Annotated in this window: 14 protein-coding genes; 7 read left to right on the forward strand and 7 right to left on the reverse strand. The window is 73.9% G+C overall.

Going from position 1 to position 23,073, the window contains the following annotated elements:
• Positions 1-278 precede the first annotated feature (278 nt).
• Positions 279-6,323, forward strand: coding sequence for a DUF5979 domain-containing protein (locus tag DNL40_RS02940; RefSeq protein ID WP_111249705.1), 6,045 nt, complete (start codon positions 279-281; stop codon positions 6,321-6,323).
• A 61-nt stretch (positions 6,324-6,384) separates the two neighbouring features.
• Here DNL40_RS02940 and DNL40_RS02945 read toward each other — a convergent pair whose 3' ends face one another.
• The 3 genes from DNL40_RS02945 to DNL40_RS02955 all read right to left on the reverse strand — a co-directional run bounded on the left by DNL40_RS02945 (position 6,385) and on the right by DNL40_RS02955 (position 9,508).
• On the reverse strand, positions 6,385-7,359 hold the full coding sequence (locus tag DNL40_RS02945; protein WP_111249706.1) for an ATP-binding cassette domain-containing protein: 975 nt from the start codon (positions 7,357-7,359) through the stop codon (positions 6,385-6,387).
• Positions 7,356-8,375, reverse strand: a complete 1,020-nt coding sequence (locus DNL40_RS02950) for a putative F420-0 ABC transporter permease subunit (RefSeq protein ID WP_111249905.1) — start codon at positions 8,373-8,375, stop codon at positions 7,356-7,358. The genes DNL40_RS02945 and DNL40_RS02950 overlap by 4 nt, the downstream gene beginning before the upstream one ends.
• A 68-nt stretch (positions 8,376-8,443) precedes the next feature.
• A complete protein-coding gene (locus DNL40_RS02955; RefSeq protein ID WP_245885587.1) occupies positions 8,444-9,508 on the reverse strand; it encodes a putative F420-0 ABC transporter substrate-binding protein in 1,065 nt (354 codons plus the stop codon).
• Positions 9,509-9,873: 365 nt separating this feature from the next.
• Between DNL40_RS02955 and DNL40_RS02960 the strand changes: the two genes are divergently transcribed.
• The 3 genes from DNL40_RS02960 to DNL40_RS02970 all read left to right on the forward strand — a co-directional run bounded on the left by DNL40_RS02960 (position 9,874) and on the right by DNL40_RS02970 (position 16,540).
• Positions 9,874-11,466 carry a glycosyl hydrolase family 18 protein gene (locus DNL40_RS02960; RefSeq protein WP_245885588.1) on the forward strand — a complete coding sequence of 531 codons (1,593 nt, stop codon included), beginning with the start codon at positions 9,874-9,876 and terminating at the stop codon, positions 11,464-11,466.
• 326 nt (positions 11,467-11,792) lie between these two features.
• On the forward strand, positions 11,793-15,140 hold the full coding sequence (gene ileS, locus DNL40_RS02965; protein WP_111249708.1) for an isoleucine--tRNA ligase: 3,348 nt from the start codon (positions 11,793-11,795) through the stop codon (positions 15,138-15,140).
• The gene (locus DNL40_RS02970) at positions 15,137-16,540 is read left to right on the forward strand and encodes a bifunctional folylpolyglutamate synthase/dihydrofolate synthase (RefSeq protein WP_111249709.1); all 1,404 of its coding nucleotides are present in this window, start codon (positions 15,137-15,139) and stop codon (positions 16,538-16,540) included. The genes ileS and DNL40_RS02970 overlap by 4 nt, the downstream gene beginning before the upstream one ends.
• A 108-nt stretch (positions 16,541-16,648) precedes the next feature.
• Here the strand turns inward: DNL40_RS02970 and DNL40_RS02975 are convergent, their stop codons facing one another.
• From DNL40_RS02975 to DNL40_RS02990, 4 genes are read right to left on the reverse strand one after another with little or no spacing between them, the layout of a single operon-like run.
• The gene (locus DNL40_RS02975) at positions 16,649-17,413 is read right to left on the reverse strand and encodes an iron ABC transporter ATP-binding protein (protein ID WP_111249710.1); all 765 of its coding nucleotides are present in this window, start codon (positions 17,411-17,413) and stop codon (positions 16,649-16,651) included.
• Positions 17,410-18,468 (reverse strand): iron chelate uptake ABC transporter family permease subunit, encoded by a 1,059-nt coding sequence (locus DNL40_RS02980; RefSeq protein ID WP_111249711.1) that lies wholly within the window; start codon positions 18,466-18,468, stop codon positions 17,410-17,412. Before DNL40_RS02980 ends, DNL40_RS02975 begins: the two co-directional genes overlap by 4 nt.
• Complete coding sequence (locus DNL40_RS02985; RefSeq protein WP_111249712.1) at positions 18,461-19,453, reverse strand: ABC transporter permease; 993 nt, start codon at positions 19,451-19,453, stop codon at positions 18,461-18,463. Before DNL40_RS02985 ends, DNL40_RS02980 begins: the two co-directional genes overlap by 8 nt.
• Complete coding sequence (locus DNL40_RS02990) at positions 19,450-20,469, reverse strand: siderophore ABC transporter substrate-binding protein (RefSeq protein ID WP_111249713.1); 1,020 nt, start codon at positions 20,467-20,469, stop codon at positions 19,450-19,452. Before DNL40_RS02990 ends, DNL40_RS02985 begins: the two co-directional genes overlap by 4 nt.
• 194 nt (positions 20,470-20,663) lie before the next feature.
• Here DNL40_RS02990 and dhaK point away from each other — a divergent pair, with 194 nt between their 5' ends.
• Genes dhaK through dhaM form a run of 3 tightly spaced genes read left to right on the forward strand, consistent with a single transcriptional unit; the run spans position 20,664 to position 23,052 of the window.
• The gene (gene dhaK, locus DNL40_RS02995) at positions 20,664-21,674 is read left to right on the forward strand and encodes a dihydroxyacetone kinase subunit DhaK (protein WP_111249714.1); all 1,011 of its coding nucleotides are present in this window, start codon (positions 20,664-20,666) and stop codon (positions 21,672-21,674) included.
• Positions 21,675-21,703: 29 nt separating this feature from the next.
• On the forward strand, positions 21,704-22,354 hold the full coding sequence (gene dhaL / locus DNL40_RS03000; RefSeq protein ID WP_111249715.1) for a dihydroxyacetone kinase subunit DhaL: 651 nt from the start codon (positions 21,704-21,706) through the stop codon (positions 22,352-22,354).
• Positions 22,351-23,052 (forward strand): dihydroxyacetone kinase phosphoryl donor subunit DhaM, encoded by a 702-nt coding sequence (gene dhaM, locus DNL40_RS03005; RefSeq protein ID WP_111249716.1) that lies wholly within the window; start codon positions 22,351-22,353, stop codon positions 23,050-23,052. The genes dhaL and dhaM overlap by 4 nt, the downstream gene beginning before the upstream one ends.
• Positions 23,053-23,073: the final 21 nt, after the last annotated feature.

The following is a 23,073-nucleotide window of genomic DNA, read 5'->3' on the forward strand; positions in this document are numbered from 1 at the left end:
GTCGCCGGCGCAGCGGTGCGCCGGGAGAGAGCGCCGGGTGCGCCCGGCCGTCGCGACCCTCCCGAGCCGGGCGGGATCGTCTCCGCAGATCGTCTCCGCAGCCCGACGCGCGGCGCGCCGCACGAGCCCCGGAGGAGCACCCCATGGGCACCACGACCGCTCGCCACCGCTCTGGTCAGAGCCCGGACCGTCGCTCTGGTCACGTCCCCCGGCACGTCCCCCGGCACGTCCCCCGGCACAGCGCCGGCCGCGGCTGGCTGCGGCGGAGGGCGGCCGTCGTGGCCGCCCTCGGGATCGTGGCCGGCTCCCTGGCCGCCCCGGTGGTGGCCCCGCAGCCGGCCCAGGCGGTCGACGTCGTGGTCGGAGGGCTCGTCTTCGCCGACTTCGACGGCGACGGCTCCTTCACCGTCGACGACCACCACCAGGACATGGGCATCGCCGGGGTCACCGTCACCGTGACCGACGCCCTCGGCGCCTCCACCGAGACGCTCACCGAGCCGGACGGGACATGGTCGGTCACGGAGGGCACCTTCGAGGCGTTCAGCGACCACCTGCGCGTCGAGTTCTCCGACCTGCCGCCCGGTTTCGAGTCCTGGTTCGAGGGACCGCAGAACCGCACCAGCGTGCAGTTCGTGCGCAGCGGCGACACGTCGGTCGACTTCGCGGCGGTGATCCCGAGGGACAGCCACAACGAGAACCTGCTCGCCACCACCGTGATCCAGTCGGCGGGCGCCTACGACAACGCCTACTCCAGCAACCTCGCCTCCGTCGTCGTCAACCCGTGGTCCGTCGACAGCAACCCGGGAGCGCCCACGCGGCTCGACTCCCCGGACGCCGACCCCAAGTTCGCCGAGCGCACCGTCCTGGCCCGCTTCGGCGACACCGGCTCGCTGTGGGGGTCGCGCTACTCGCGCGGGCTCAACGACCTCGTGGTCTCGGCCACCTACAAGCGCATGGCCGGGGTGGGACCGCTCGGGATCGGCGGCCTGTACCGGGTGCCCGACGTCCTGCAGGAGGACGGGACGCTGCGCGAGGGGCTGAGCACCGAGGTCTGCTCCGACCCGGCGGCACCGCCCTGCATGGAGCCCTGGGTCGACGTCACGAGCATCGGGATCGACGTCGGGCAGGTGCCCAGCACGGCCGACCGCGACATCGCCGACCCGACGCTCCCGCACCCGGACACCGACGCGTTCGAGCGCGCCAACCGGGTCGGCATCGGCGGCATCGCCTCCTGGAGCGGGGAGGACCTCGACTTCGCCTACCTGTTCCTGGTCAACCTGCAGGACCGGAACGTGTACCGCATCGACGTCACCGGCGCGATCGACGACCCGGCGTACGTGCCCACGGTCGCCGACGTCACCATGATCGAGACCGGGTTCGACGAGACCCAGGTGCCGTGGGGCATCGAGGTGCACCAGGACCAGGTGTACGTGGGCTGGGTGGACACCGGCACCACCCCGGGGGCTTCCGCCGCGGCCGAGGGCATGCGGGCACACGTCTCGCGCTTCCACGTCGAGACCACCGGGCCGCTGCAGGAGGTGCTCTACGACCAGGGCGTGGCGGGGATCGACCTGGGCTACCCGCGGGGCAACCCCATGGCGAGCTGGGGCAACAACCGGCCCGCGGGCTACTACGCCGGGCTCTACCCCCAGATCGCGCGCTGGAACGCCTGGACCGACGTGTGGGCGTGGGACACCCGGGACCAGAACGGCAACGGCTTCCCCGACGGCAGCGTGGGCTTCCCCACCGACTGGGGCAACGCCCAGACCTACCCGCAGCCGATCGTCGCCTCGATGACCTTCACCACCAACGGGTTCATGGTCGTGGGCCTGGCGGACCGTACGAAGACGCAGTCCGGGAACCGGTCGCAGGCCTCGCACCTGTCCGGGCCGGGCGAGATGCTCGCCGGGGACCACTTCGAGTCGATCTCCTCCGGGGACGTGCTGATGGCCGGCTTCGACGGCACCGACCGGTGGGACCTGGAGTCGAACGGCACCGTGACCGGCGTCGGGTGGAGCGGTGAGCCCGTCACGGTGAGCTCGACGGCCGGCGGCCTCGGTCAGGGGCCGGGGACCCCCGGGGGCACCCACCAGGAGTACTTCAACGACCAGCAGGCGCTCGGGGACCCGGGCATCAAGGCCGTCCAGAACCACCAGGAGGTGGCGCTGGGTGCCGTGGAGACGTTCACGGGAGCCACGGAGGTGGCCGCCACGGCGTTCGACCCGCTGGACCAGATCCGGGTCGCGGGCGTCATGTGGTTCGACAGGCCCACCGGTGCGCCGACCCGCGCCTTCGAGCAGACCCTGGACTACTGCTACGGGGCGCTGGAGTTCCGGTGCGACGAGCCCGGGCCGTACTTCCAGAAGGGCGGCGGCCTCGGGGAGCTCGACACCCTGGCGCTCCTCCCGCAGATCGAGATCGGCAACCGCGTGTGGTTCGACGCGGACCAGGACGGCGTCCAGGACGCCGACGAGCCGCCCGTCGCCGGGTTCCTCGTCCAGCTCGTCCAGGACGGGCAGGTCCTGGGGGAGCAGCTCACCGACGCGAACGGCGAGTACTACTTCACCTCCCGGGCCACCTACCACGTGCACACGGAGACGGGCGTGGTCGAGGTGCCGGACCCCCACCACGTCGAGGGCTTCGACGTGCGGGGCGGCGAGTACACGGTCCGGTTCGTCAAGCCCACCGAGGGGCAGCTGGTGCTCGACGACGACCGCCTGCCGCCCGTGCCGTGGGAGGAGGTCTCGTTCACCACCGTGGAGGCGCAGCCCCCACCGCTCCAGGGCCCCGGCGACCCCGGCACGCTCTCCGTGGACGCCGACCAGGACCGGCTCGGCTCCAACGCCGTCCCCGACCCGGACGACCCCGCGATCGGCGAGCACGTCTACACCGCCGGCAACCCGGGCGAGAACGACCACTCGATCGACGCGGGCCTCGTGGCCGACGTCTCCGTGACCGTCGTGAAGGAGATCGACCCCGCCGGGGGCAGCGCACCCGACCCCGCCGAGTTCGACATCGAGGTGGCCGCGAGCGACTTCCGCGGGCTCGACGTCGTGACGCCCGAGGAAGGTGCCGCCTTCGTGCTGCCGCCCTCCGACGCAGCGTTCACCGTCGGGGTGGGTCAGGAGAACGGGCACACGATCGCCTCCCTGCCGCTGGGCACCGTCGTCGAGGCGCTCGAGGTCACCACGGCCGGGGTGGAGGAGGTGACGGTGAGCCCGCCCGGCCCGGTGCGGGTGACGGGCAGCCCCGCCGACCCGGGCGCCGCGCCCAGCTCGCAGGTCGTGACCATCACCAACCGGATGGTGGCCGACGGCGCGTTCTCCGTCGCCAAGACGGTGACCGGCGGCGCGGCCGCCGCCGTCCCGGCCACCACCGTGGTCCCCGTCGAGTACTCCACCGACGGGGGCACCACCTGGCAGGCGCTGCCCGCCGCCGTGCTGGCCGACGGCGTGCCCGTCGCATCCCCGGACCTGCCGGCCGGCACGCAGGTCCTCGTGCGGGAGGGATCCCTGCCCGAGATCCCCGGTGTCGTCTGGGGCGAGCCGGCGTTCTCCGGCGAAGGGGTCACGGTGACCGGCGAGGGCTACGCGTCCCTGACCGTCGGCAGCGGAGCCACCGTCGAGGTGGGCCTGGCGAACACCGCCGAGCCCGCCCCCGGGCAGTTCACCGTGACCAAGACGCTCGTGGGCCCCCAGGCTGGCCAGGTGCCCCCCGGCACCGAGTTCACCCTGGTCTACACCGTCGACGGCGGAGCACCGCAGACCGCCACCGTCGGCGTCGGCGAACCCTTCGTCTCCCCGCCGCTGCCCGCGGGCTCTGTCGTGACCGTCAGCGAGGTCGACCTACCACCGGTCGACGGCGTGCAGTGGGGCACCCCGGTGCTCAGCGTCGGCGGCACCCCCGTCGAGGGCGGCACCGCCTCGTTCCTGGTGGGACCGGGCGCCACGGTCGAGGTGGGGCTGGAGAACACGGCGGACGACCTGCCGCCCGGCACCTTCACCGTGCTCAAGGAGCTGGCCGGCGGCGGGGCGCCCCTCGTGCCCCCCGGCACCACCTTCACCGTCCAGTACACGGTCGACGGCGGCGAGCCGCAGCCGCTCGAGGTCCCGGTCGGCCAGCCCGTCTCCGCCCCCGACCTGCCCGCCGGCGCCACCGTGACCGTCAGCGAGCCGGCGCTGCCGGACGTCCCCGGCGTCGTCTGGGGCGCCCCGGCGCTCGCAGTCGACGGTGTGCCGGCCGAGGGGGGCACCGCCACGTTCACCGTCGGGTCCGCCACCGGCGTGTCGGTGCTGGTCACCAACACGGCCGAGCCCGCCCCCGGCAGCTTCACGCTCGGCAAGGCGCTCCAGGGCGACGCCGCGGACGACGTGCCCGCCGGCACCACGTTCCCCCTCCAGTACTCGTCCGACGGCGGGGCGTCCTGGACCACCGTCGAGGTCGCCCCGGGGGAGACCACCACGGTCGCGGACGTGCCCGCGGGCACCACCGTCGTCGTGCGCGAGGGAGACCTGCCCGGCGTGCCGGGGGTCGGCTGGGGCACCCCCGTGCTCACGCTCGACGGCCAGGCCCAGCCGGGCGCCGAGGTGAGCTTCACCCTGGCCGGCGGCACCACGCCGGGCGTCGCGGTCACGGCGGTCAACACCGCCGAGCCCCTGCCCGGCACCTTCGTGGTGACCAAGACCGTGACCGGCGAGGCGGCGGACGCGGTGCCGCCCGGCACGCAGTTCGTCCTCGAGTACTCGCTCGACGGCGGCCAGACGTGGTCGGGGCTCGCGGTGACCGCCGGCGGCACGGCGACGTCGCCCGAGCTGCCGGCCGGCACGCAGGTGCTGGTGCGCGAGGGGGCGCTGCCCGTCGTCGAGGGCGTCGCCTGGGGCGAGCCCGTGGTGGACCCGACCTCCTTCACCGTGGGGCAGGGCGGGCCGCCGGTGACGGTGTCCCTGACGAACACCGCCGACGTCCCGCCCGTGGGCGGCTTCTCCGTGACCAAGACGCTCACGGGGGACGGCGCCGCCCTGGTGCCGGACGGCACCACGTTCACCGTCGAGCACACGGCCACGCTGCCGGACGGCACCGTGCTGGGCCCGCGGTTCGCGGACGTCGCGGTGGGGGAGACGTGGACGCTGCCCGAGCCGCTGCCGGCCGGCACGCAGGTCTCGGTGACCGAGGGGTCCCTGCCGGTGGTCGAGGGGGTCACGTGGGGAACCCCGGTGCTCACCGTCGGCGGCGAGCCCGCCGAGGGCCCCGCCGTCTTCACGGTCGAGGACGGCGTGACCGTGGCCGTGGGCCTGGAGAACACCGCGCAGCGCACCACGGGCGCGTTCACGGCGCAGAAGGTGGTCAGCGGGTCGGCCGCCGGGCTGGTGCCCCCGGGCACCGTGTTCGTGCTCGAGTACTCCGTCGACGGCGGCCCGTGGCAGACGCTCGACATGCCGCTCGGCGAGGTGGCCACCTCGCCCGACCTGCCCTACGGCACCCCGGTGACCGTGCGCGAGACCGTGCTGCCGGAGGTCGAGGGGGTCGTCTGGGGCACGCCGCAGATCTCCGTCACCACGGACCCGGTGACCCGCGAGGTCGCCTCCTTCGTCGTGGGCGCCGGGGTCTCGGTGGGGCTCGTGGTGACCAACCCGGCCGAGCCGGTGCCGCCCCCCGAACCCCCGGTGGACCCGGAGGTGGGCACGTTCGCGGTGGGCAAGACGCTCGCGGACGACCTCGAGGACGCGGTGCCGCAGGGCACCCGGTTCGCCGTCGACTACGTGGTGGGCGACGGCGACCCGCGACGGGCCACGTTCGCCGTCGGGGACGTGTTCCTCTCCGAGGACCTGCCCACCGGCACGCAGGTGACCGTCACGGAGGTGGACCTGCCCGAGGTCGCAGGGGTCGTGTGGGGCGCGCCCGTGCTGACCGTGCTGGGGCAGGACGCCCAGGGGCAGAGCGTCACCCTGACGATCGGCAGCCCGGGGACCACGGTGCTGGTCAACGTCGAGAACGTGCGGGGGAGCGTCCCGCCGCCGTCTCCGCCGCCTGGGCCCCCGCCGCCGGAACCGTCACCCGGGCCGCCGCCGCCCGGGCCGGTCCCACCACAGCCCCCGCCGGGCGAGCCGCCGGCAGCCGCCCCGCCGGGTGCGGCCCCGTCGTGGCTGCCGTGGTGGCCGTGGCTGCGGGACCTGCCGCGCACGGGAGCCGACGGCGCCGCGCTCGGGGTGCTCGCGGGCCTCGGCCTGCTGCTGGTGGCGCTGGGGGCGGCGGTGCTCGCCGCTCGGGCCCGTCGGCGGGCGACCGCGCCGCGGGCGACACGCCGTGGTGGTCGTGGCGGCTGACCGTGCGCCTGGCCGTGGGGCTGGGCAGGAGGGCGGAGACGGGTCCGGCGCCCCTGCGGCCTCAGGCCGGCTCGAACGTCAGCACCGGGCGCCCGGTGGAGGGGTGCCGCAGCACCGTGGTGCGCACCCCGTACACGGGGTCGAGCACCTCGGGCACGAGCACCTCCTCGACCGGGCCGGCCGCGACCACGCGGCCGCCGTCCGTCCCGGGCGCCAGCACGACCACGTGGTCGCAGGCCTGTGCGGCCAGCGTCAGGTCGTGCAGCGCCGCGAGCACCGTGACGCCCTGCGCGGCCAGCGAGCGCACGAGCGACATGGTGGCGAGCTGGGCGGCGACGTCGAGGTGGTTGGTCGGCTCGTCCAGGAGCAGCACCCGAGGTTCTTGCGCCAGGGCGCGAGCCAGGTGCACCCGCTGGCGCTCGCCGCCCGAGAGCGTGCCCACCAGGCGCCCGGCCAGGTCGGCGGCCCCGGCACGCTCCAGCGCGGCCGCGGCGACGGCCCGGTCGTCGTCGGAGTCTCCCGCCAGCAGGCCCCGGTGCGGGGTGCGGCCCAGCAGGACGGCGTCGAGGACCGTCAGGGGCAGGTCGGTGGCGGCGTCCTGCTCGACGAGCGCCAGCAGCCGGGCCCGGCGGCGCCGCGGCATCGCGAGCAGGTCCTCGGTGCGCACGTGCGGCTCGCCCTGCTCCTGTCCCAGTCCCTGCCCGGGCTCCGGGACCGGCCCGCCGACGAGGTGGACGCGCCCGCCGTCCGGTCGCTGGACCCCGGCCACCAGGCGCAGCAGGGTGGACTTGCCGGCCCCGTTCGGGCCGAGCAGGCCCGAGACGGCGCCAGGGGGAGCGGTGGCGTCGACGTCGTCGAGCACCAGGCGCCCGTCCACCGTCCAGCGCACGCGCCGGGCGTCGACCCCGAGCGGCGCCTCGTCCTGCAGCCTGTCGGAGGTCGCGAGGCTCGCCCGGCCGGACCGGGCCGGGTCCTGGGACACCTGGTCGGACGCTCGCCGGGCCGCGGTGCGCCGGCTCGGTGCGAGGTCTGTCATGCGCGGGCCCTGCCCTTCCACAGGAGCGCGGCGAACACGGGCGCCCCGATCGCTGCCGTGACGATGCCCACGGGGAGCTCGCGCGGCTCGAACACCGTGCGGGCCAGGGTGTCCGCCCACACGAGGAAGCTGGCACCGGCCAGGGCCGAGAGCGGGAGCAGGGCGCGGTGGCGCGCACCGACGAGCAGGCGCACGGCGTGGGGCAGGATCAGGCCCACGAACCCCACGGAACCGGACTGCGAGACCAGCGCTCCGGTGAGCAGCGCCACGCCGACCAGCAGCGTCCAGCGCACCCGCTGGACGGGGACGCCGAGGGCCGACGCCGCGGTGTCGCCGAAGGTGAAGGCGTCGAGCAGCGAACCGGTGCAGGCCAGGGCGGTGCCGAGCACCAGCACGGCCCCGCCGGCGATCGCCACCGACGTCCAGGTCGCCCCGGCGACGGACCCCATCAGCCAGGACAGGATCTCCCGGTACTGGTCGCCCTTGGCCGACCAGAAGATGACGAACGACGTGGCGGCGGCCGCGAGCTGGCCCACCGCGAGCCCGGCCAGCACCGTGCGCGCGGGGGCGAGGCCGCCGCGGCCCGACGCCGCGGCCAGCGCGAGCGTCGCCACCAGGGCCGCCGTCGCGCCCACGAACGCGGCCACGGGCAGGAGCACCGTGGCGCCCAGCACGAGCACGCAGGCGGCGCCCAGCGAGGCGCCCGACGACAACCCCAGCAGATACGGGTCGGCGAGCGGGTTGCGGGTCAGGGACTGCATGACCACGCCGCACACGGCGAGCCCGGCGCCGACCGCCGCGGCGGTGAGCACCCGCGGCAGGCGCAGCTGCCACACCATGGCGTCGGGGAGCCGGTCGGGGGGCGTCACGCCCAGCAGGTCGCCGACCCCGAGGTGGGTCGTCACCGACCGCCACACGTCTCCCGGCCCGAGCGCGGCGGGCCCGATCGTCACGGCCAGCACCACCGAGGCGACCAGCACGACGGCGCCGAGCGCGGCCCAGGCCGGCGTGCGCACGCGCCCGCCCGCCCCGGCCCCCGGAGGAGCGGGAGCGGGGCGTGGCGCTGCGACGGGTGCCGGCCGCGTCACGGCAGGTCGAGCTCCTGGAGCTGCGCGGCGAGGTCGGCCACGGCGTCCGCGTTGCGCACGCCCGCCTCGCTCGCCGGGAAGGGGACGGTGAGGTAGCGGCGCTCCTGGACGGCGGTGAGCTCACGGGTGGCGGGGTTCGCCTCGAGCCGCTCGATCTTCTGCTGCGCGGAGTTCCAGGTGGCGTCCACCAGGACGATGACGTCGGGGTCGGCGGCGATGACCTGCTCGGAGGACATCGAGGTCCAGGTGTCGTGGACGTCCGCAGCGACGTTCTCCAGCCCCACGGCGTCGAGGATCATCTGCGGGGCGCCGATGCCGGCACCGACGTAGGGGATGGTGTCGCCGGAGGAGTACCACAGCGCCGTCAGGCCGCGCTCGTCCGGCGTGACGGAGGCCAGGGTGGCGCGCTGCTCCTCCACGAGGCGGGCTGCGGCGTCGCGGGCGTCGAAGATCTCGCCCACCTCGATGATCTCGTCGAACACGGCGTCGAAGGTCAGGGGGTCGGGCATGTAGGCGGCGTCCTTGCACGCCGACGGCGAGACGTAGGTGTTCACGCCGAGCTGGCGGAGGGTGGCGCGGTCCCCGGCGCCCTGGGCCGTCACGTTGGACTCCCAGCCGGCGTAGACGAGGTCGGGCTCCAGGGCGAGGGTGGCCTCGGTGCCGGGCACCTCGTCGCTGAACGGCTCGGCCACGGGCGTGCCCGCCGCCGCGTCGGCCAGCGCCGGGGGCAGGGGGCCGTCGAGGAACGCGGAGCCCACCAGGCGGTCGCCCAGGCCGAGGGCGAGCAGCATCTCGGCGGTCGTGGACTTGATCGTCACGACCCGGCTCGGGGCCTGGTCGAAGGTGACCTCGAACCCGCAGTTGTCGATCGTCAGGGGGTAGGCGGTGCCGGTCGCCGCGGGGGTGGTGCCGCCGGTGCTGTCGGCGCCCTGACCCGGGGCGGCGGACCCGGCACCGGGCGCCGAGCAGGCCGCGACGGCGGCGAGAGCGAGCACGGACAGCGCCGTGGGGAGCGCGGACCGGAGGGCGTTCGAGGGGGGCGAGGCAGGGCGCAGGCGCACGCGGACGACTCCAGGAGGGCAGGGAGCGGCTGGGAGACCGACGCGCCATCTCGCGTCACGCGGAACCGCGGCCCAGATGCGCAGGCCGCGCCGACGGGCCAGAGGCGGGCCCGTGATCCGGGTCGAGCGTAGTACGGCCGTGCGGCAGGAGATCGTCGAAGAAACGGCAGACGAGGCGAATAGTGACCGTTGCCGTACTTATTGCATTTGGGTAACGTTCAGGCTGGCGGATTCGTCCGTTTTCCTTACATATTCAAGGAGGCACGATGCGAGTTGCAGGAAGAGCCGCGCGCGCGGCTGTCGGCAGGTCGTCCTGGTCACGATGGCGCCCGAGGGCCGGAGCCGGGGCGGCGCTGACCGCCTCCGTGGCGCTCGTCGCCGGCCTCGTGGCCGTCGCCCCCACCGCCGCGGCCCAGGGCACCCTGGGCGCGACGTTCACGCCGTCGGGCGACTGGGGCACCGGGCACCAGATGTCCGTCACCGTCACCAACGGCACCACCACGACGGCCCCGGGCTGGCGGCTCGAGTTCGAGCTGCCGCAGGGCACCGCCATCACCAGCGCGTGGGACGCCGACGTCTCGCGCGACGGCAACCGGTACACGATCACCTCCAAGGTGTGGGCCGGCCCGTTCGCGGCCGGCGCGTCGCAGACCTGGGGCTGGGTCGGGACGGGCCCCTCCGCCCAGCCGATCGGCTGCACCATCAACGGCGTCCCCTGCGGCGGCGGGACGGCACCGCAGCCGCCCACCCCGGAGCCCACGACGCCCGCCCCGACCACGCCGGCACCGCAGCCGACGACCCCGCAGCCCACCCCGGAGCCCACGGCCCCGGTCCCGGCGCCCGGGGACCGCAAGCTCGTCGGCTACTTCGCCGAGTGGGGCGTCTACGACCGCAACTACCACGTCAACAACATCAAGACCTCAGGCTCCGCCTCGCAGCTGACCCACGTGCTGTACTCCTTCGGCAACACGACCGGCGGGCGCTGCACCATCGGCGACGCCTACGCGGCGTACGAGAAGGCCTACACGGCCGACCAGAGCGTCGACGGCGTCGCCGACTCCTGGGACCAGCCGCTGCGCGGCAACTTCAACCAGCTGCGCAAGCTCAAGGCCGCCAACCCCGACCTCAAGGTGCTGTGGTCGTTCGGCGGCTGGAGCTGGTCGGGCGGCTTCACGCAGGCGGCGGCGAACCCGCAGGCCTTCGCGGACTCCTGCTACCAGCTGATCAACGACCCGCGCTGGGCCGGGGTGTTCGACGGCATCGACGTCGACTGGGAGTACCCCAACGCGTGCGGCCTCACCTGCGACTCGTCGGGTCCGCAGGCCTTCGACCGCGTCGTCAGCGCCCTGCGCGACCGGTTCGGCAGCGACTTCCTGATCACCGCGGCCATCACGGCCGACGGCAGCGACGGCGGCAAGATCGACGCCACCGACTACGCGACGGCGACGCGCAAGCTCGACTTCCTCATGCCGATGACGTACGACTACTTCGGCGCGTTCAACCCGCAGGGCCCGACGGCCCCGCACTCGCCGCTCACCGCCTACCCGGGCATCCCGCAGGACGGGTTCAACTCGGAGGCAGCCGTGAACAAGCTGCTCGCCTCGGGCATCCCGGCCGACAAGATCCTGCTGGGCGTCGGGTTCTACGGCCGTGGCTGGACCGGCGTCTCCCAGGGGGCACCCGGCGGCTCTGCCACGGGCGCCGCCCCGGGCACCTACGAGCCGGGCATCGAGGACTACAAGATCCTCAAGACGCGCTGCCCGGCCACCGGCACCGTCGGCGGCACGGCCTACGCCCACTGCGGCGACCAGTGGTGGAGCTACGACACCCCCCAGACCATCGAGGGGAAGATGGCGTGGGCCAAGGACAAGGGCCTCGGTGGCGCGTTCTTCTGGGAGCTGTCCGGTGACACCGCCGACGGCGAGCTGATCGGCGCGCTCTCCCGCGGGCTGCGGTAGCCCCGGTCCCGGCGCGCACCGAGCGTGCCGCGCGAGATGGTCCACCACCTCGCGCGGCACGCTTGCGCGCGGCGATAGACTGCACCGCACAGGCGTCGACCCGGCCATCACCGGCGAGCCTCCGGAAGAAAGGGACGTGCGAGCGTCCTGACTAGACCCGGACGGGTAGGCCCGTCACAGCCGTGAACGAGCGGTCTGCCCGGGCCCGCCGCACTAGCGGCGAGAGCGGGCGGGCAAGCGGGGTGGTACCGCGGCACCCTGCCGGAGACGGCAGGTGGTCGTCCCCGCAGGAGTCCTGCCGGCCACCGCTCGAGGAGCCTCGTCCCATGGTCTACCCGCTGCACCGCTCTGCCGACGCCCCGTCGTCGACCCCCGACCACCCCGGCGCCGCGTTCGGCATCCCGGCCTCCCCGGACCTGCCCGCGATCGAGCGCGAGATCCTCGGCTTCTGGGAGCAGGACGACACGTTCCGCGCCTCGGTCGAGAAGAACCCGGCGGGACCGGACGGCAGCAACGAGTTCGTCTTCTACGACGGCCCCCCGTTCGCCAACGGCCTGCCGCACTACGGCCACCTGCTCACCGGGTACGCCAAGGACGTCGTCCCGCGCTACCAGACCATGCGCGGCAAGCGGGTCGAGCGCCGCTTCGGGTGGGACACCCACGGCCTGCCGGCCGAGCTCGAGGCGATGAGCCAGCTCGGGATCAAGACCAAGGACGAGATCCTCGAGCTCGGCATCGAGAAGTTCAACGAGGCGTGCCGCGCCTCGGTGCTGCGGTACACCGACGAGTGGCGCGACTACGTCACCCGGCAGGCCCGCTGGGTGGACTTCGACCACGACTACAAGACCCTCAACCTCTCCTACATGGAGTCGGTCATGTGGGGCTTCAAGCAGCTGTACGACAAGGGCCTGGTCTACGAGGGCTTCCGTGTGCTGCCCTACTGCTGGAACGACCAGACGCCGCTGTCCAACCACGAGCTGCGCATGGACGACGACGTCTACCAGCAGCGCCAGGACCCGGCCGTGACCGTGGGCTTCCGCCTCACCTCGGGCACGGCGGACGGCGCCGTCCAGGCAGGCGACCTGGTGCTGATCTGGACCACCACGCCGTGGACCCTGCCCTCCAACCTGCTGGTCACGGTGGGCGCGGACATCGAGTACGTCGTCGTGCGCTCCTCCTTCACGGGCCGGCCCGAGCGCTACCTGCTCGCCACCGACCGTCTCGCCGCCTACGAGCGCGAGCTGAAGGACGAGGGCGTCGAGAGCATCGAGGAGCAGGTGGTGGCACGCCTGCGCGGCAGCGACCTGGTCGGGCTGGGCTACCAGCCGCCCTTCGGGTACTACGCGGGCCACGACCGCGCGCACCGCGTCGTCGAGGCGGACTACGTCACCACCACCGACGGCACCGGCGTCGTGCACAACGCGGCCGCCTTCGGCGAGGAGGACAAGGTCGTCACCGACCGCGAGGGCGTGGCCCCCGTGCTCCCGGTGGGCCCCGACGGGAAGTTCACGTTCCCGGTCGTGGACTACGAGGGCATGCAGGTCTTCGACGCCAACGCCGTCATCATCGACCACCTCAAGGCGCGCACCCGGGTGGGCGGCGGAGCCGACCCGGCCGAGACCGGCGCCCTGGGTGCCACCACCGAGGGCACGGTGCTGCTGCGCCGCGAGTCCTACGCGCACTCCTACCCGCACTGCTGGCGCTGCCGGCAGCCGTTGATCTACATGGGCGTCAGCTCCTGGTTCGTCGAGGTCACCAAGATCAAGGAGCGCATGCTCGAGCTCAACGAGCAGATCTCGTGGACGCCCGAGCACATCCAGCACGGCCAGTTCGGCAAGTGGCTGGAGAACGCCCGCGACTGGTCCATCACCCGCAACCGGTTCTGGGGCTCGCCCGTGCCGGTGTGGAAGTCGGACGACCCCCAGTACCCCCGCGTCGACGTGTACGGCTCCCTGGAGGAGCTGCAGCGCGACTTCGGCGTGGAGGTGACGGACCTGCACCGCCCGTACATCGACCGCCTCACCCGCCCGAACCCGGACGACCCGACCGGTAAGTCCACCATGCGCCGCGTCGAGGACGTCATGGACGTGTGGGTCGACTCCGGCTCCATGCCGTACGCCCAGGTGCACTACCCCTTCGAGAACGCGGAGTGGTTCGAGAACCACTACCCGGGTGACTTCATCGTCGAGTACATCGGCCAGACCCGCGGCTGGTTCTACACGCTGCACGTGCTGGCCACCGCGCTGTTCGACCGCCCCGCGTTCCGCACGGCGGTGTCCCACGGCATCGTGCTCGGCTCCGACGGGCGCAAGATGTCCAAGTCGCTGCGCAACTACCCGGACGTCAACGAGGTGTTCGACCGCGACGGCTCGGACGCCATGCGCTGGTTCCTCATGTCCTCGCCCATCCTGCGCGGCGGGAACCTCGTGGTCACCGAGGAGGGCATCCGCGACAGCGTGCGCCAGGTGCTCCTGCCGCTGTGGAGCACGTACTACTTCTTCACCCTGTACGCGAACTCGGCGAAGGGCGGTGCCGGCTACCAGGCGCAGACGGTCACGGCCGAGCGCGTGCCCGGCCTGGCCGCGCTGGACCGCTACCTGCTGGCCCGCACCCACGACCTCGTCGCCCAGGTCACCGGGCAGCTCGACGCCTACGACATCGCGGGCGCCTGCGAGTCGGTGCGCGAGCACCTGGACGTGCTGACCAACTGGTACGTGCGGACCCAGCGCGACCGGTTCTGGCAGGAGGACGTCGACGCGTTCGACACCCTGTACACCGCCCTCGAGGTGCTGTGCCGCGTCATGGCGCCGCTCGCCCCGCTGCTCACCGAGGAGGTGTGGCGCGGTCTGACCGGCGGCCGCTCGGTGCACCTGGAGGACTTCCCCTCCCCGACGGCCGACGCGGCCCTGGTGCCCGACGACGACCTCGTCGCCGCGATGGACGAGGTCCGCGCCGTCGTCTCCACCGCGCTGGGCCTGCGCAAGGCCAACAAGCTGCGCGTGCGCCAGCCGCTGGCTCGCCTCACCGTGGCCGTCGAAGACCCGGCGGCGCTCGCGGACTACGTGCCGCTCCTGGCGAGCGAGCTCAACGTCAAGGAGGTCGACCTGCTGCAGCTCGACGCCGGCACGGCCGAGCGGTTCGGCATCACCGAGCGCCTGGCGGTCAACGCCCGCGCGGCGGGCCCGCGCCTGGGTCGCGGCGTGCAGGCGGTCATCAAGGCCGCCAAGGCCGGCGCCTGGGGTCGCGACACCGACGGCGTCGTCGTCGTCACCACCGACGACGGCCCGGTGCCGCTCCTGGAGAGCGAGTACGAGCTCACGACGGTCGTCGGGGAGGGGGTCGCCGACGGCGAGGCCCGGCTCGCGGCCAGCGTGCTGCCCGGCGGCGGGTTCGCCGTCCTCGACCTCGCCCTGACGCCCGAGCTCGAGGCCGAGGGCTACGCCCGCGACGTCATCCGTGACGTGCAGGACGCCCGCAAGGCCGCCGGCCTGGAGGTGAGCGACCGGATCGACCTGGCGCTCGACGTGCCCACCGAGCGCATCGCCGACGTCGAGGCGCACCGCGAGCTGGTCATGCGCGAGACGCTCGCGCAGACCCTGTCGGTGACGCACGCGGACGTCCGCGCGGTGCGCGTCACCAGGGCAACGACGATCGACACGGGGGCCGAGGCGTGAGCGCGAAGAAGGGTGCCGACCGCAAGGCGGCGCAGCAGGCGGCCGAGGAGGCTGCCGCCCAGGAGTCCCTGCGAGAGGTGTACCGCGAGATCATGTCGCGGGCGCCGGAGCACGACATCGACCCGACGCTCGCCCGGGTCGCCCGGGTGCTCGAGCTGCTGGGCGACCCCCAGAAGGCCTACCGGGTGGTCCACCTGACCGGGACCAACGGCAAGACGTCCACGGCCCGCATGGTCGAGTCGCTCGTGCGCGAGCACGGGCTGCGCACCGGCCTGTTCACCTCCCCGCACCTGACCAGCGTGACCGAGCGCATCCAGGTCGACGGCGAGCCGCTCAGCGCGGCCCGTTTCGTCGAGGTGTGGGAGGACGTCGCCCCGTACGTGGGCGTCGCCGACCGCGAGTCCCAGGAGGCCGGCGGTCCTCGCCTGAGCTTCTTCGAGGTGCTCACGGTCATGGCGCTGGCGGCGTTCGCCGACGCCCCGGTCGACGTCGCGGTCGTCGAGGTCGGCCTCGGGGGGACCTGGGACTCCACCAACGTGGTCGACGGCGAGGTGGCCGTGGTGACGCCCGTCGCGATGGACCACCAGCGGTGGCTCGGCTCCACCCTGGAAGAGATCGCCGGCAACAAGTCGGGCATCGTCAAGGAGGGCGCGACGGCGGTCGTCGCCGCGCAGGAGGACGTCGTCGCGGACGTGCTGCGGGCACGCGCCGCCCGGGTCGGTGCCCGGCTGGTGCGCGAGGGCTACGAGCTCGAGGTGGCAGGGAGGCAGGTCGCCGTCGGCGGGCAGGTCCTGGACCTGCAGACCCCGGCGGGCCTGTACTCGGGCATCTTCCTGCCGCTGCACGGGGAGCACCAGGCGCACAACGCGCTGCTCGCGCTCGCGGCGGTCGAGGCGCTGATGAGCGGCGGCGGGGCGCTCGACGCCGGAGTGGTCGAGGCCGGGTTCGGCAGCGTCACCTCACCGGGCCGCCTCGAGACGGTGCGCTCCTCGCCGACCGTGCTGGTGGACTCCGCGCACAACCCCCACGGCGCGGAGGCGCTGGTGGCCACCCTCGACGAGGCGTTCGACTTCACGCGCCTGGTGGGCGTGGTGGGGATCATGGCGGACAAGGACGCCGAGGCGCTGCTCGCCACCCTCGAGCCCGTGCTGGCCGAGGTGGTGCTCACGCGCAACAGCTCGGACCGCTCGGCCGACCCCCTGGACCTGGCCCGCATCGCCCAGGAGATCTACGGCGAGGACCGGGTGCACGTGGCGGAGCGCCTGGACGAGGCGATCCAGCTCGCCGCCGACCTCGCCGAGCGCGACGACCCGGTCGGCGTGGGCGTGGGCACCGGCGTGCTGGTGACCGGCTCGGTCGTCACCGTGGCCGACGCGCGGGTGCTGCTCGGCCGCCGCTGAGCAGCCTGGCCCGCGCGGCGGGGCGGGGCCAGGGCGGGCGCGGCCGATCACCGGCCGCGCCCGCCCTGCTCGTCCCTGCCGTGCTCATGGCCGGACCGGCCGGGCGGGTCAGGAGGCGCGGTAGTAGACGGCCACCGGGTGGTCGGGGTGGTCGATGACCTCGACCGGGGTGTCGAAGACGTCGGTGAGCACCTCCGGCGTCATGATCTCGGCCGGCGTGCCCACGTACCGGATCCGCCCCTCGGTCATGGCGACGATCCGGTCGGCGTACGCGGCGGCGAAGTTGACGTCGTGCACCACGACCACCACCGTCTTGCCCAGCTCGTCGGCCGCGCGTCGCAGCTGGGTCATCATGGCCACGGCGTGCCGCATGTCGAGGTTGTTGAGCGGTTCGTCCAGCAGCACGTACTCGGTGTCCTGGGCCAGCACCATGGCGACGTAGGCGCGCTGGCGCTGCCCGCCGGAGAGCTCGTCGAGGTAGCGGTCCTGCAGGGCCGTCAGGTCGAGGAACTCCAGGGCTCGGTCCACGGCCTCGACGCACTGCGGGGTCAGGCGCCCCTGCGAGTGCGGGAACCGGCCGAGGGAGACGAGCTGGCGCACGGTGAGGCGGGCGACGAAGTGGTTCTCCTGCCGCAGGATCGCCAGCGAGCGGGCGAGGTCGCGGGGCTTGGCCCGGGTGACGTCCATGCCGCCCACGTGGACGGTGCCGGCGTCGGCGCCGAGCAGCCGCCCGACGATCGTGAGCATGGTCGACTTCCCGGCGCCGTTGGGGCCCACGAGAGCGGTGACGCCCCCGCGGGGCAGCTCCAGGTCGACGGGTCCGAGGGCGTGGACGTCGCCGTAGGTCTTGACGACGTCGGCGAGCGAGATCACCGCAGTCCCTTCCGCAGCAGGTAGACGAGGAACACGAGGCCGCCACCGAGCTCGATGATCACGGTGACGAGCCCCGAGGCGTAGAAGACGTGCCGCAGCACGAAGTAGGCGCCCAGCAGCGTGGCCGTGCCGACGGCGCAGACCATGGGCAGCGTCAGCGAGTGCCGGCTGGAGCCCACGATCTGATAGGTGAGCATGGCCACCAGGAACCCGAAGAACGTCATCGGGCCGATGAGCGAGGTCGAGACCGAGACGAGCACGGACACCACGGTCAGGGTCACCAGCACCTCGCGGCGATAGGGGACACCCAGGCTGGTGGCGGTCTCCCGGCCGAGGGAGACGACGTCGAGCACGTGCCGGCGCCGCCACAGCACCGTGCCGGCCACGAGGCACACCCCGGCGCCCAGGGGCAGGTAGGAGGCGCTGGCGGAGGAGATCGTGCCGAACAGGCGGGCGGTGAGGACGTCGAACTCGCTGGGGGTGAGCATGCGCTGCATGAAGGTGGCCATCGAGCCGAACGCCATGCCGAGCACCACGCCCACGAGCAGCAGCACGTGGAGGCTGGCGCGCGTGCCGGTGAACAGCCACCCGTAGAGCAGGGTGGCGAACGCGACCATCACCAGGCTCTGGAGGATCATCTTGCCGACGCCGTCGGTGGCCGTGGCGGCACCCGCCCCGAGGAAGAAGACGAGGCCGGTCTGCACGACGCGGTACAGGGCGTCGTAGCCGAGGATCGACGGCGTGAGGATCCGGTTGTTGGTCACGGTGTGGAACACGACGGTGGCCAGGCCCTGGCAGACGGCGACCACGACGATCGTGCCCACCGAGACGAGGCGGGACTCGACGATGATCCAGTACCCCCGGCTGCCGGGGGTGGCGGGGTTGCCGTAGGTGAGGATGCCGACGGCGGCGGCGAGGGCGACGAGCAGCACGGCGGCCAGGCGCACGCCGTAGCGCTCGCGCAGCGGCACGACGGCGGGCTCCTGGCCCGCGCCGGCGGGAGGCGCGACGGCGGTGCGGGGCGCCGAGGGGGCGGTGCGCAGGGCCTCAGCCATGACGCCGCAGCCGCAGGACGAGGGCGATGAAGGCCACGGCGCCGACGACGCCGAGGATCATGGAGACGGGGATCTCGAAGGGCATGCGGATGATCCGTCCGACGATGTCGCACGCGGTGACCAGGGCGATGCCGCCCAGGCACACCCACGGCAGGTTGGAGCGCAGGTCGTCGCCTCGCAGCAGGGAGACCACGTTGGGCACGACGAGCCCCAGGAACGGCAGGAAGCCGACCACCACCGTGGTCACGCCGGTGGCCACGGCGACCATCGCGGTGCCGAGCAGCATGACGTGCTCGTAGCGCACGCCGACGCTGGTGGCGACGTCCTTGCCGAGGCCGGCGACCGTCAGGCGGTCGGCGAGCACGAAGACGGCCAGGCACACCAGGGCCACGACCCACAGCACCTCGTACCGGCCGCGGACCACGGGCGTGAAGGACCCCATGAACCAGGTGCCGAGGAGCTGGAGCCGGTCGGTCGAGATCGCGATGACGGTGGTCAGGGCGGAGACGACGGCGCCGAGCATGATGCCGACGACGGGCACGATCAGGGTGGTGCGCAGGCGAACCCGCTGGAGGATGGCCATGAAGACCATCGTCCCGACGAACGAGGACACCGACGCGAGCACCATGCGTGTGGTCAGCCCGGCCGTGGGCAGCAGCAGCACGGAGGCGAGCAGCCCGAGGGCGGCCCACTCGCTGGTGCCGCTGGTGGTGGGGGAGACGAACCGGTTCTGCGTGAGCTGCTGGAGCACGACGCCGCTGACGGCCATGGCGCTGCCGGCCAGGACCAGGGCGAGGGTCCGTGGCAGCCGCGTGATCTGGAACATCTCGGCGCCCCGCTCGGCGCGCAGGTCGTAGACGCCCACGAGCAGGGAGGTCACCACGAGGCCGGCGGTGACGAGCGAGAAGACGGCGAGGGCGGCCGGTCGCTGCCACCACCCCTGGCGGGGCGGGGCAGCGACCGGTGCCGTGGTGGAGGACGTCACGCGGCGGCGGAGAAGGCGGCGGCGACCTGCCGGTACAGGTTGGTGTAGGCCTGGATGTCCTCGGTCAGGTAGAAGGTCGGGTCCAGGTAGACGACCTGGTCCTCGGTGACGGCGGTCACCTGGGCGAGGGCCTCGGAGCCCGAGACGAGCTCGGCGGCGGGCGTGTACCCGTCGGTGCCGGCCGAGGTGGCGCCGTCGCGGTCGAGCACGACGATCCAGTCCGGGTCGGCGGCGGCGATGGCCTCGACGGAGATCTCGTCGCCGTGCGAGGTGTCCTCGGCCTGCTGGGCGATCGCGGGCTGGAGGCCGAGCGTGGGGTAGAGCATGCCGATGCTGCGGCCCGTGACGGGGGCCGAGTACTGGATGGAGCCGCCGGAGGTGATCAGGCCGGCCACGGTGGAGGTGCCGTCGTAGGCCGCGGCGGCCTCGGCCACGGCCGCGTCGTGGGCCTCGACGAGGGCGGCGGCCTCCTCCTCGCGGTCGAAGATCTGGCCGAGGATCTCGATCTGGCGCTTGATCTCGTCCGCCAGGTCCTCGCCGTCGCGCGGCGAGGTCTCGATGACGACGGCGCCGGGGTTCTGCGCCACGATGTCGTCGTAGAAGCTGCCGAACCGCATGCCGCCGATGATGAGGTCGGGCTCGGCGGCCACGATGGCCTCGAGGTTGGGCTCGCGGTGGTTGCCCACGTTCGCGACGTCGTCGTTCTCGGTGTACTCGGGCCACAGGCCGTCACCCATGACGTCCTTGGGGGCGGCGACGAGGTCGACGTCCCAGGCCGCGAGCGTGGAGAAGACGCGGTTGTCGAGCGCCACGACGCGCTCCGGGTCGACGGGCACCTCGACGGTGCCGTGGTTGTCCTCGACGGTGACGGTGCGTGACTCCTGCCCGCCGGTCCCGGGTTCGGTGACCTCTGCGGCCTCGCCGGTGCTGCTGCAGCCGGCGAGGGCCAGGGCCAGGGCGAGGCCGGTCGCTGCGGCGCGGCCGGTCCGGGTTCGTGCGGGGTGCGTCGTCTGCACGCTCTCTCCTTAGGTAAGGCTGACCTTGCCGCTGCAGACTAGGTGGTTTTTTCGCAAGAGTCATGTCACGTAATTGGCATCGTGACCGCTTCGTGACCTGCGGCCGCTGCGGCAGCGGCTTGCACACCACGCCCCTGCGGGTGTGGCATGACGGCGAGGGCACTCGACGCCGAGGGCCGGGGAGGCACGGAGAGATGAAGAAGCTGCTCGACGACCCGGCGCGCGCGGTCGAGGACTCGCTCGCCGGCTTCGCCGCCGCGCACGCCGGCCTCGTGCGCGTGCACGGCCTGGACGAGCCGTCCGGCCCGCTGTTCGTGGGCCGGGCCGACGGTGCCGTGGCGGGCAAGGTCGGTGTCGTCTCCGGCGGAGGGTCTGGGCACGAGCCCCTGCACGCCGGGTTCGTCGGGGACGGCATGCTGGACGCCGCGGTGCCCGGCGCCGTCTTCACCTCTCCGACACCCGATCGCGTCGCGGCAGCGCTGCGGGCGGCCGACACGGGCGCCGGCGTGCTCGCCGTGGTCAAGAACTACACGGGCGACGTGCTGAACTTCGAGACGGCGGTCGAGCTCGCCCAGGCCGAGGGCGCCGAGGTCGCCACCGTCGTCGTCGACGACGACGTCGCGGTCGAGGACTCGCTCTACACGGCCGGCCGCCGCGGGGTGGCCGGCACCCTCGCCGTCGAGAAGATCGCCGGGGCGGCGGCCGTGCGCGGCGACAGCCTCGACCAGGTGGCGGCCGTGGCCGGGCGCGTGGTGGCGAACGTGCGCTCGATGGGCGTCGCCCTGACCGCCTGCACGGTGCCCGCCGTCGGCAGGCCCGGCTTCGACCTCGGCGACGACGAGGTCGAGATCGGCATCGGCATCCACGGCGAGCCGGGCCGCCGCCGGGTCCCGATGGCGCCGGCGAGCGAGATCACGCGGCTGCTGGTCGACCCGGTGGCCGACGACCTTGGCCTCGCGGCGGGCGAGCGCGTGCTGCTGTTCGTCAACGGGATGGGCGGCACGCCGTCGAGCGAGCTGTACGTGGTCTATGGTCGGGCGCGCAGGCTCCTGGAGGAGCGCGGCGTCACCGTGGCCCGCTCGTTGGTCGGCAGCTACGTGACCTCGCTCGACATGCAGGGCGCGTCGGTCACGGTGCTGCGGCTGGACGAGGAGCTCGAGGGGCTGTGGGACGCCCCGGTGCGAACGGTGGCGCTGCACTGGTGACGCCAGGACGAGTCGGGGGAGAGTCGGGGATGACGCTGGACGCCGCGTGGGCCAGGCGCTGGATCGGCGAGGCCGCCGCGCAGGTGGCGGCAGCCAAGGACGGGCTGACCGAGCTCGACCGGCAGATCGGCGACGGTGACCACGGGATCAACCTGGACCGTGGCCTGCAGGCCGTCCTCGCCAAGCTCGACGAGAACCCCCCTGGCGCCGACGGCGGCCCCGTGGCCGTCGGCGACGTCCTCTCCCTGGTCGCCACCACCCTGATGTCCACGGTGGGTGGCGCCTCCGGTCCGCTGTACGGCACGGCGTTCCTGCGCGCGGCCCGGTCGGCCCAGCGTGAGTCCCTGGGTGCCAGCGCGGTGGTCGCTGCGCTCGAGGCGGCTCTCGAGGGCATCGAGGCCCGAGGGCGCGCGAGGCCGGGGGAGAAAACCATGGTCGACGCCTGGCAGCCCGCCGTGGACGCCGCCGTGCGGGCCGCCGACGACGGCGGGGACGCCGTCGCGGTCCTGCGCGCCGCGGCGGAGGCCGCCGACGCCGGGGCGAGCGCGACCGTGCCGCTCGTCGCCACCAAGGGGCGGGCCTCCTACCTGGGCGAGCGCTCGGCCGGGCACGAGGACCCGGGGGCGCGCTCGACGGCCCTGCTGCTGCGTGCGGCGGTGGTGGCGGCCGAGGCGTCGTGACCGTCGCCCTGGTGCTCGTCTCCCACTCGGTGCGCCTCGCCGAGGGGGCGGCGGAGCTGGCGGGTCAGATGGCGCCCGACGTCGTGCTCCAGGTAGGAGCCGGGGTGCCGGGCGGTGCGCTGGGCACGTCCCTCGACGTCGTGCGGGACGCCGTGGCCGCGGCCCTGCGCGACGCCGACGGGGCCGTGGTGCTCACCGACCTCGGCTCGGCGGTGCTCACGGTCGAGTCCGCGCTGGAGCTGGAGGGATCGTGGGCCGGCAGGGTGCGCCTGGCGCAGGCCCCGTTCGTCGAGGGCGCCGTGGCGGCCGCGGTCGCGGCGCAGCAGGACCGGCCGCTCGGGGAGGTGGCGCTCGCCGCAGAGGCAGCGGCGGCACAGTTCGGGCGTGGCGCTCGTGGCGGAGCGCGGGCCGCGGACGGCCCCGGCGGCCTGGAGGGCGGGCCCGGGCGGGTGTCCGCACGGGTCGTGGTGCGCGACCCGCTGGGGCTGCACGCGCGGCCGGCGGCGCTGCTGGCGCGAGCCGTCGCGGACCTCGGGGTCCCCGTGACGGTGGACGGCGTGGACGCCTCGTCGGTGCTCATGCTCCTGCAGCTCGGGGTGCGGGGCGGGCGAGAGGTCGAGGTCGCGGCCCAGGGCCCTGGAGCCGAGGGGGCGGTGCGGGAGGTCGTGGCGCTGATCGAGGGCGGGCTCGAGGGCTGAACGACCGTGCTGCCTCCCGGG

Origin of the sequence: Xylanimonas oleitrophica (assembly GCF_003244315.1) — a bacterium.
Taxonomy (GTDB): Bacteria; Actinomycetota; Actinomycetes; order Actinomycetales; family Cellulomonadaceae; genus Xylanimonas_A; species Xylanimonas_A oleitrophica.

Bases quoted from the DNA above. Each gene is read 5' to 3' on its own strand.
- ileS (WP_111249708.1), top strand. From the start codon at position 11,793: ATGGTCTACCCGCTGCACCGCTCTGCCGACGCCCCGTCGTCGACCCCC.
- DNL40_RS02945 (WP_111249706.1), bottom strand. From the start codon at position 7,359: ATGACAGACCTCGCACCGAGCCGGCGCACCGCGGCCCGGCGAGCGTCC.
- dhaK (WP_111249714.1), top strand. From the start codon at position 20,664: ATGAAGAAGCTGCTCGACGACCCGGCGCGCGCGGTCGAGGACTCGCTC.
- DNL40_RS02980 (WP_111249711.1), bottom strand. From the start codon at position 18,468: ATGGCTGAGGCCCTGCGCACCGCCCCCTCGGCGCCCCGCACCGCCGTC.
- dhaL (WP_111249715.1), top strand. From the start codon at position 21,704: ATGACGCTGGACGCCGCGTGGGCCAGGCGCTGGATCGGCGAGGCCGCC.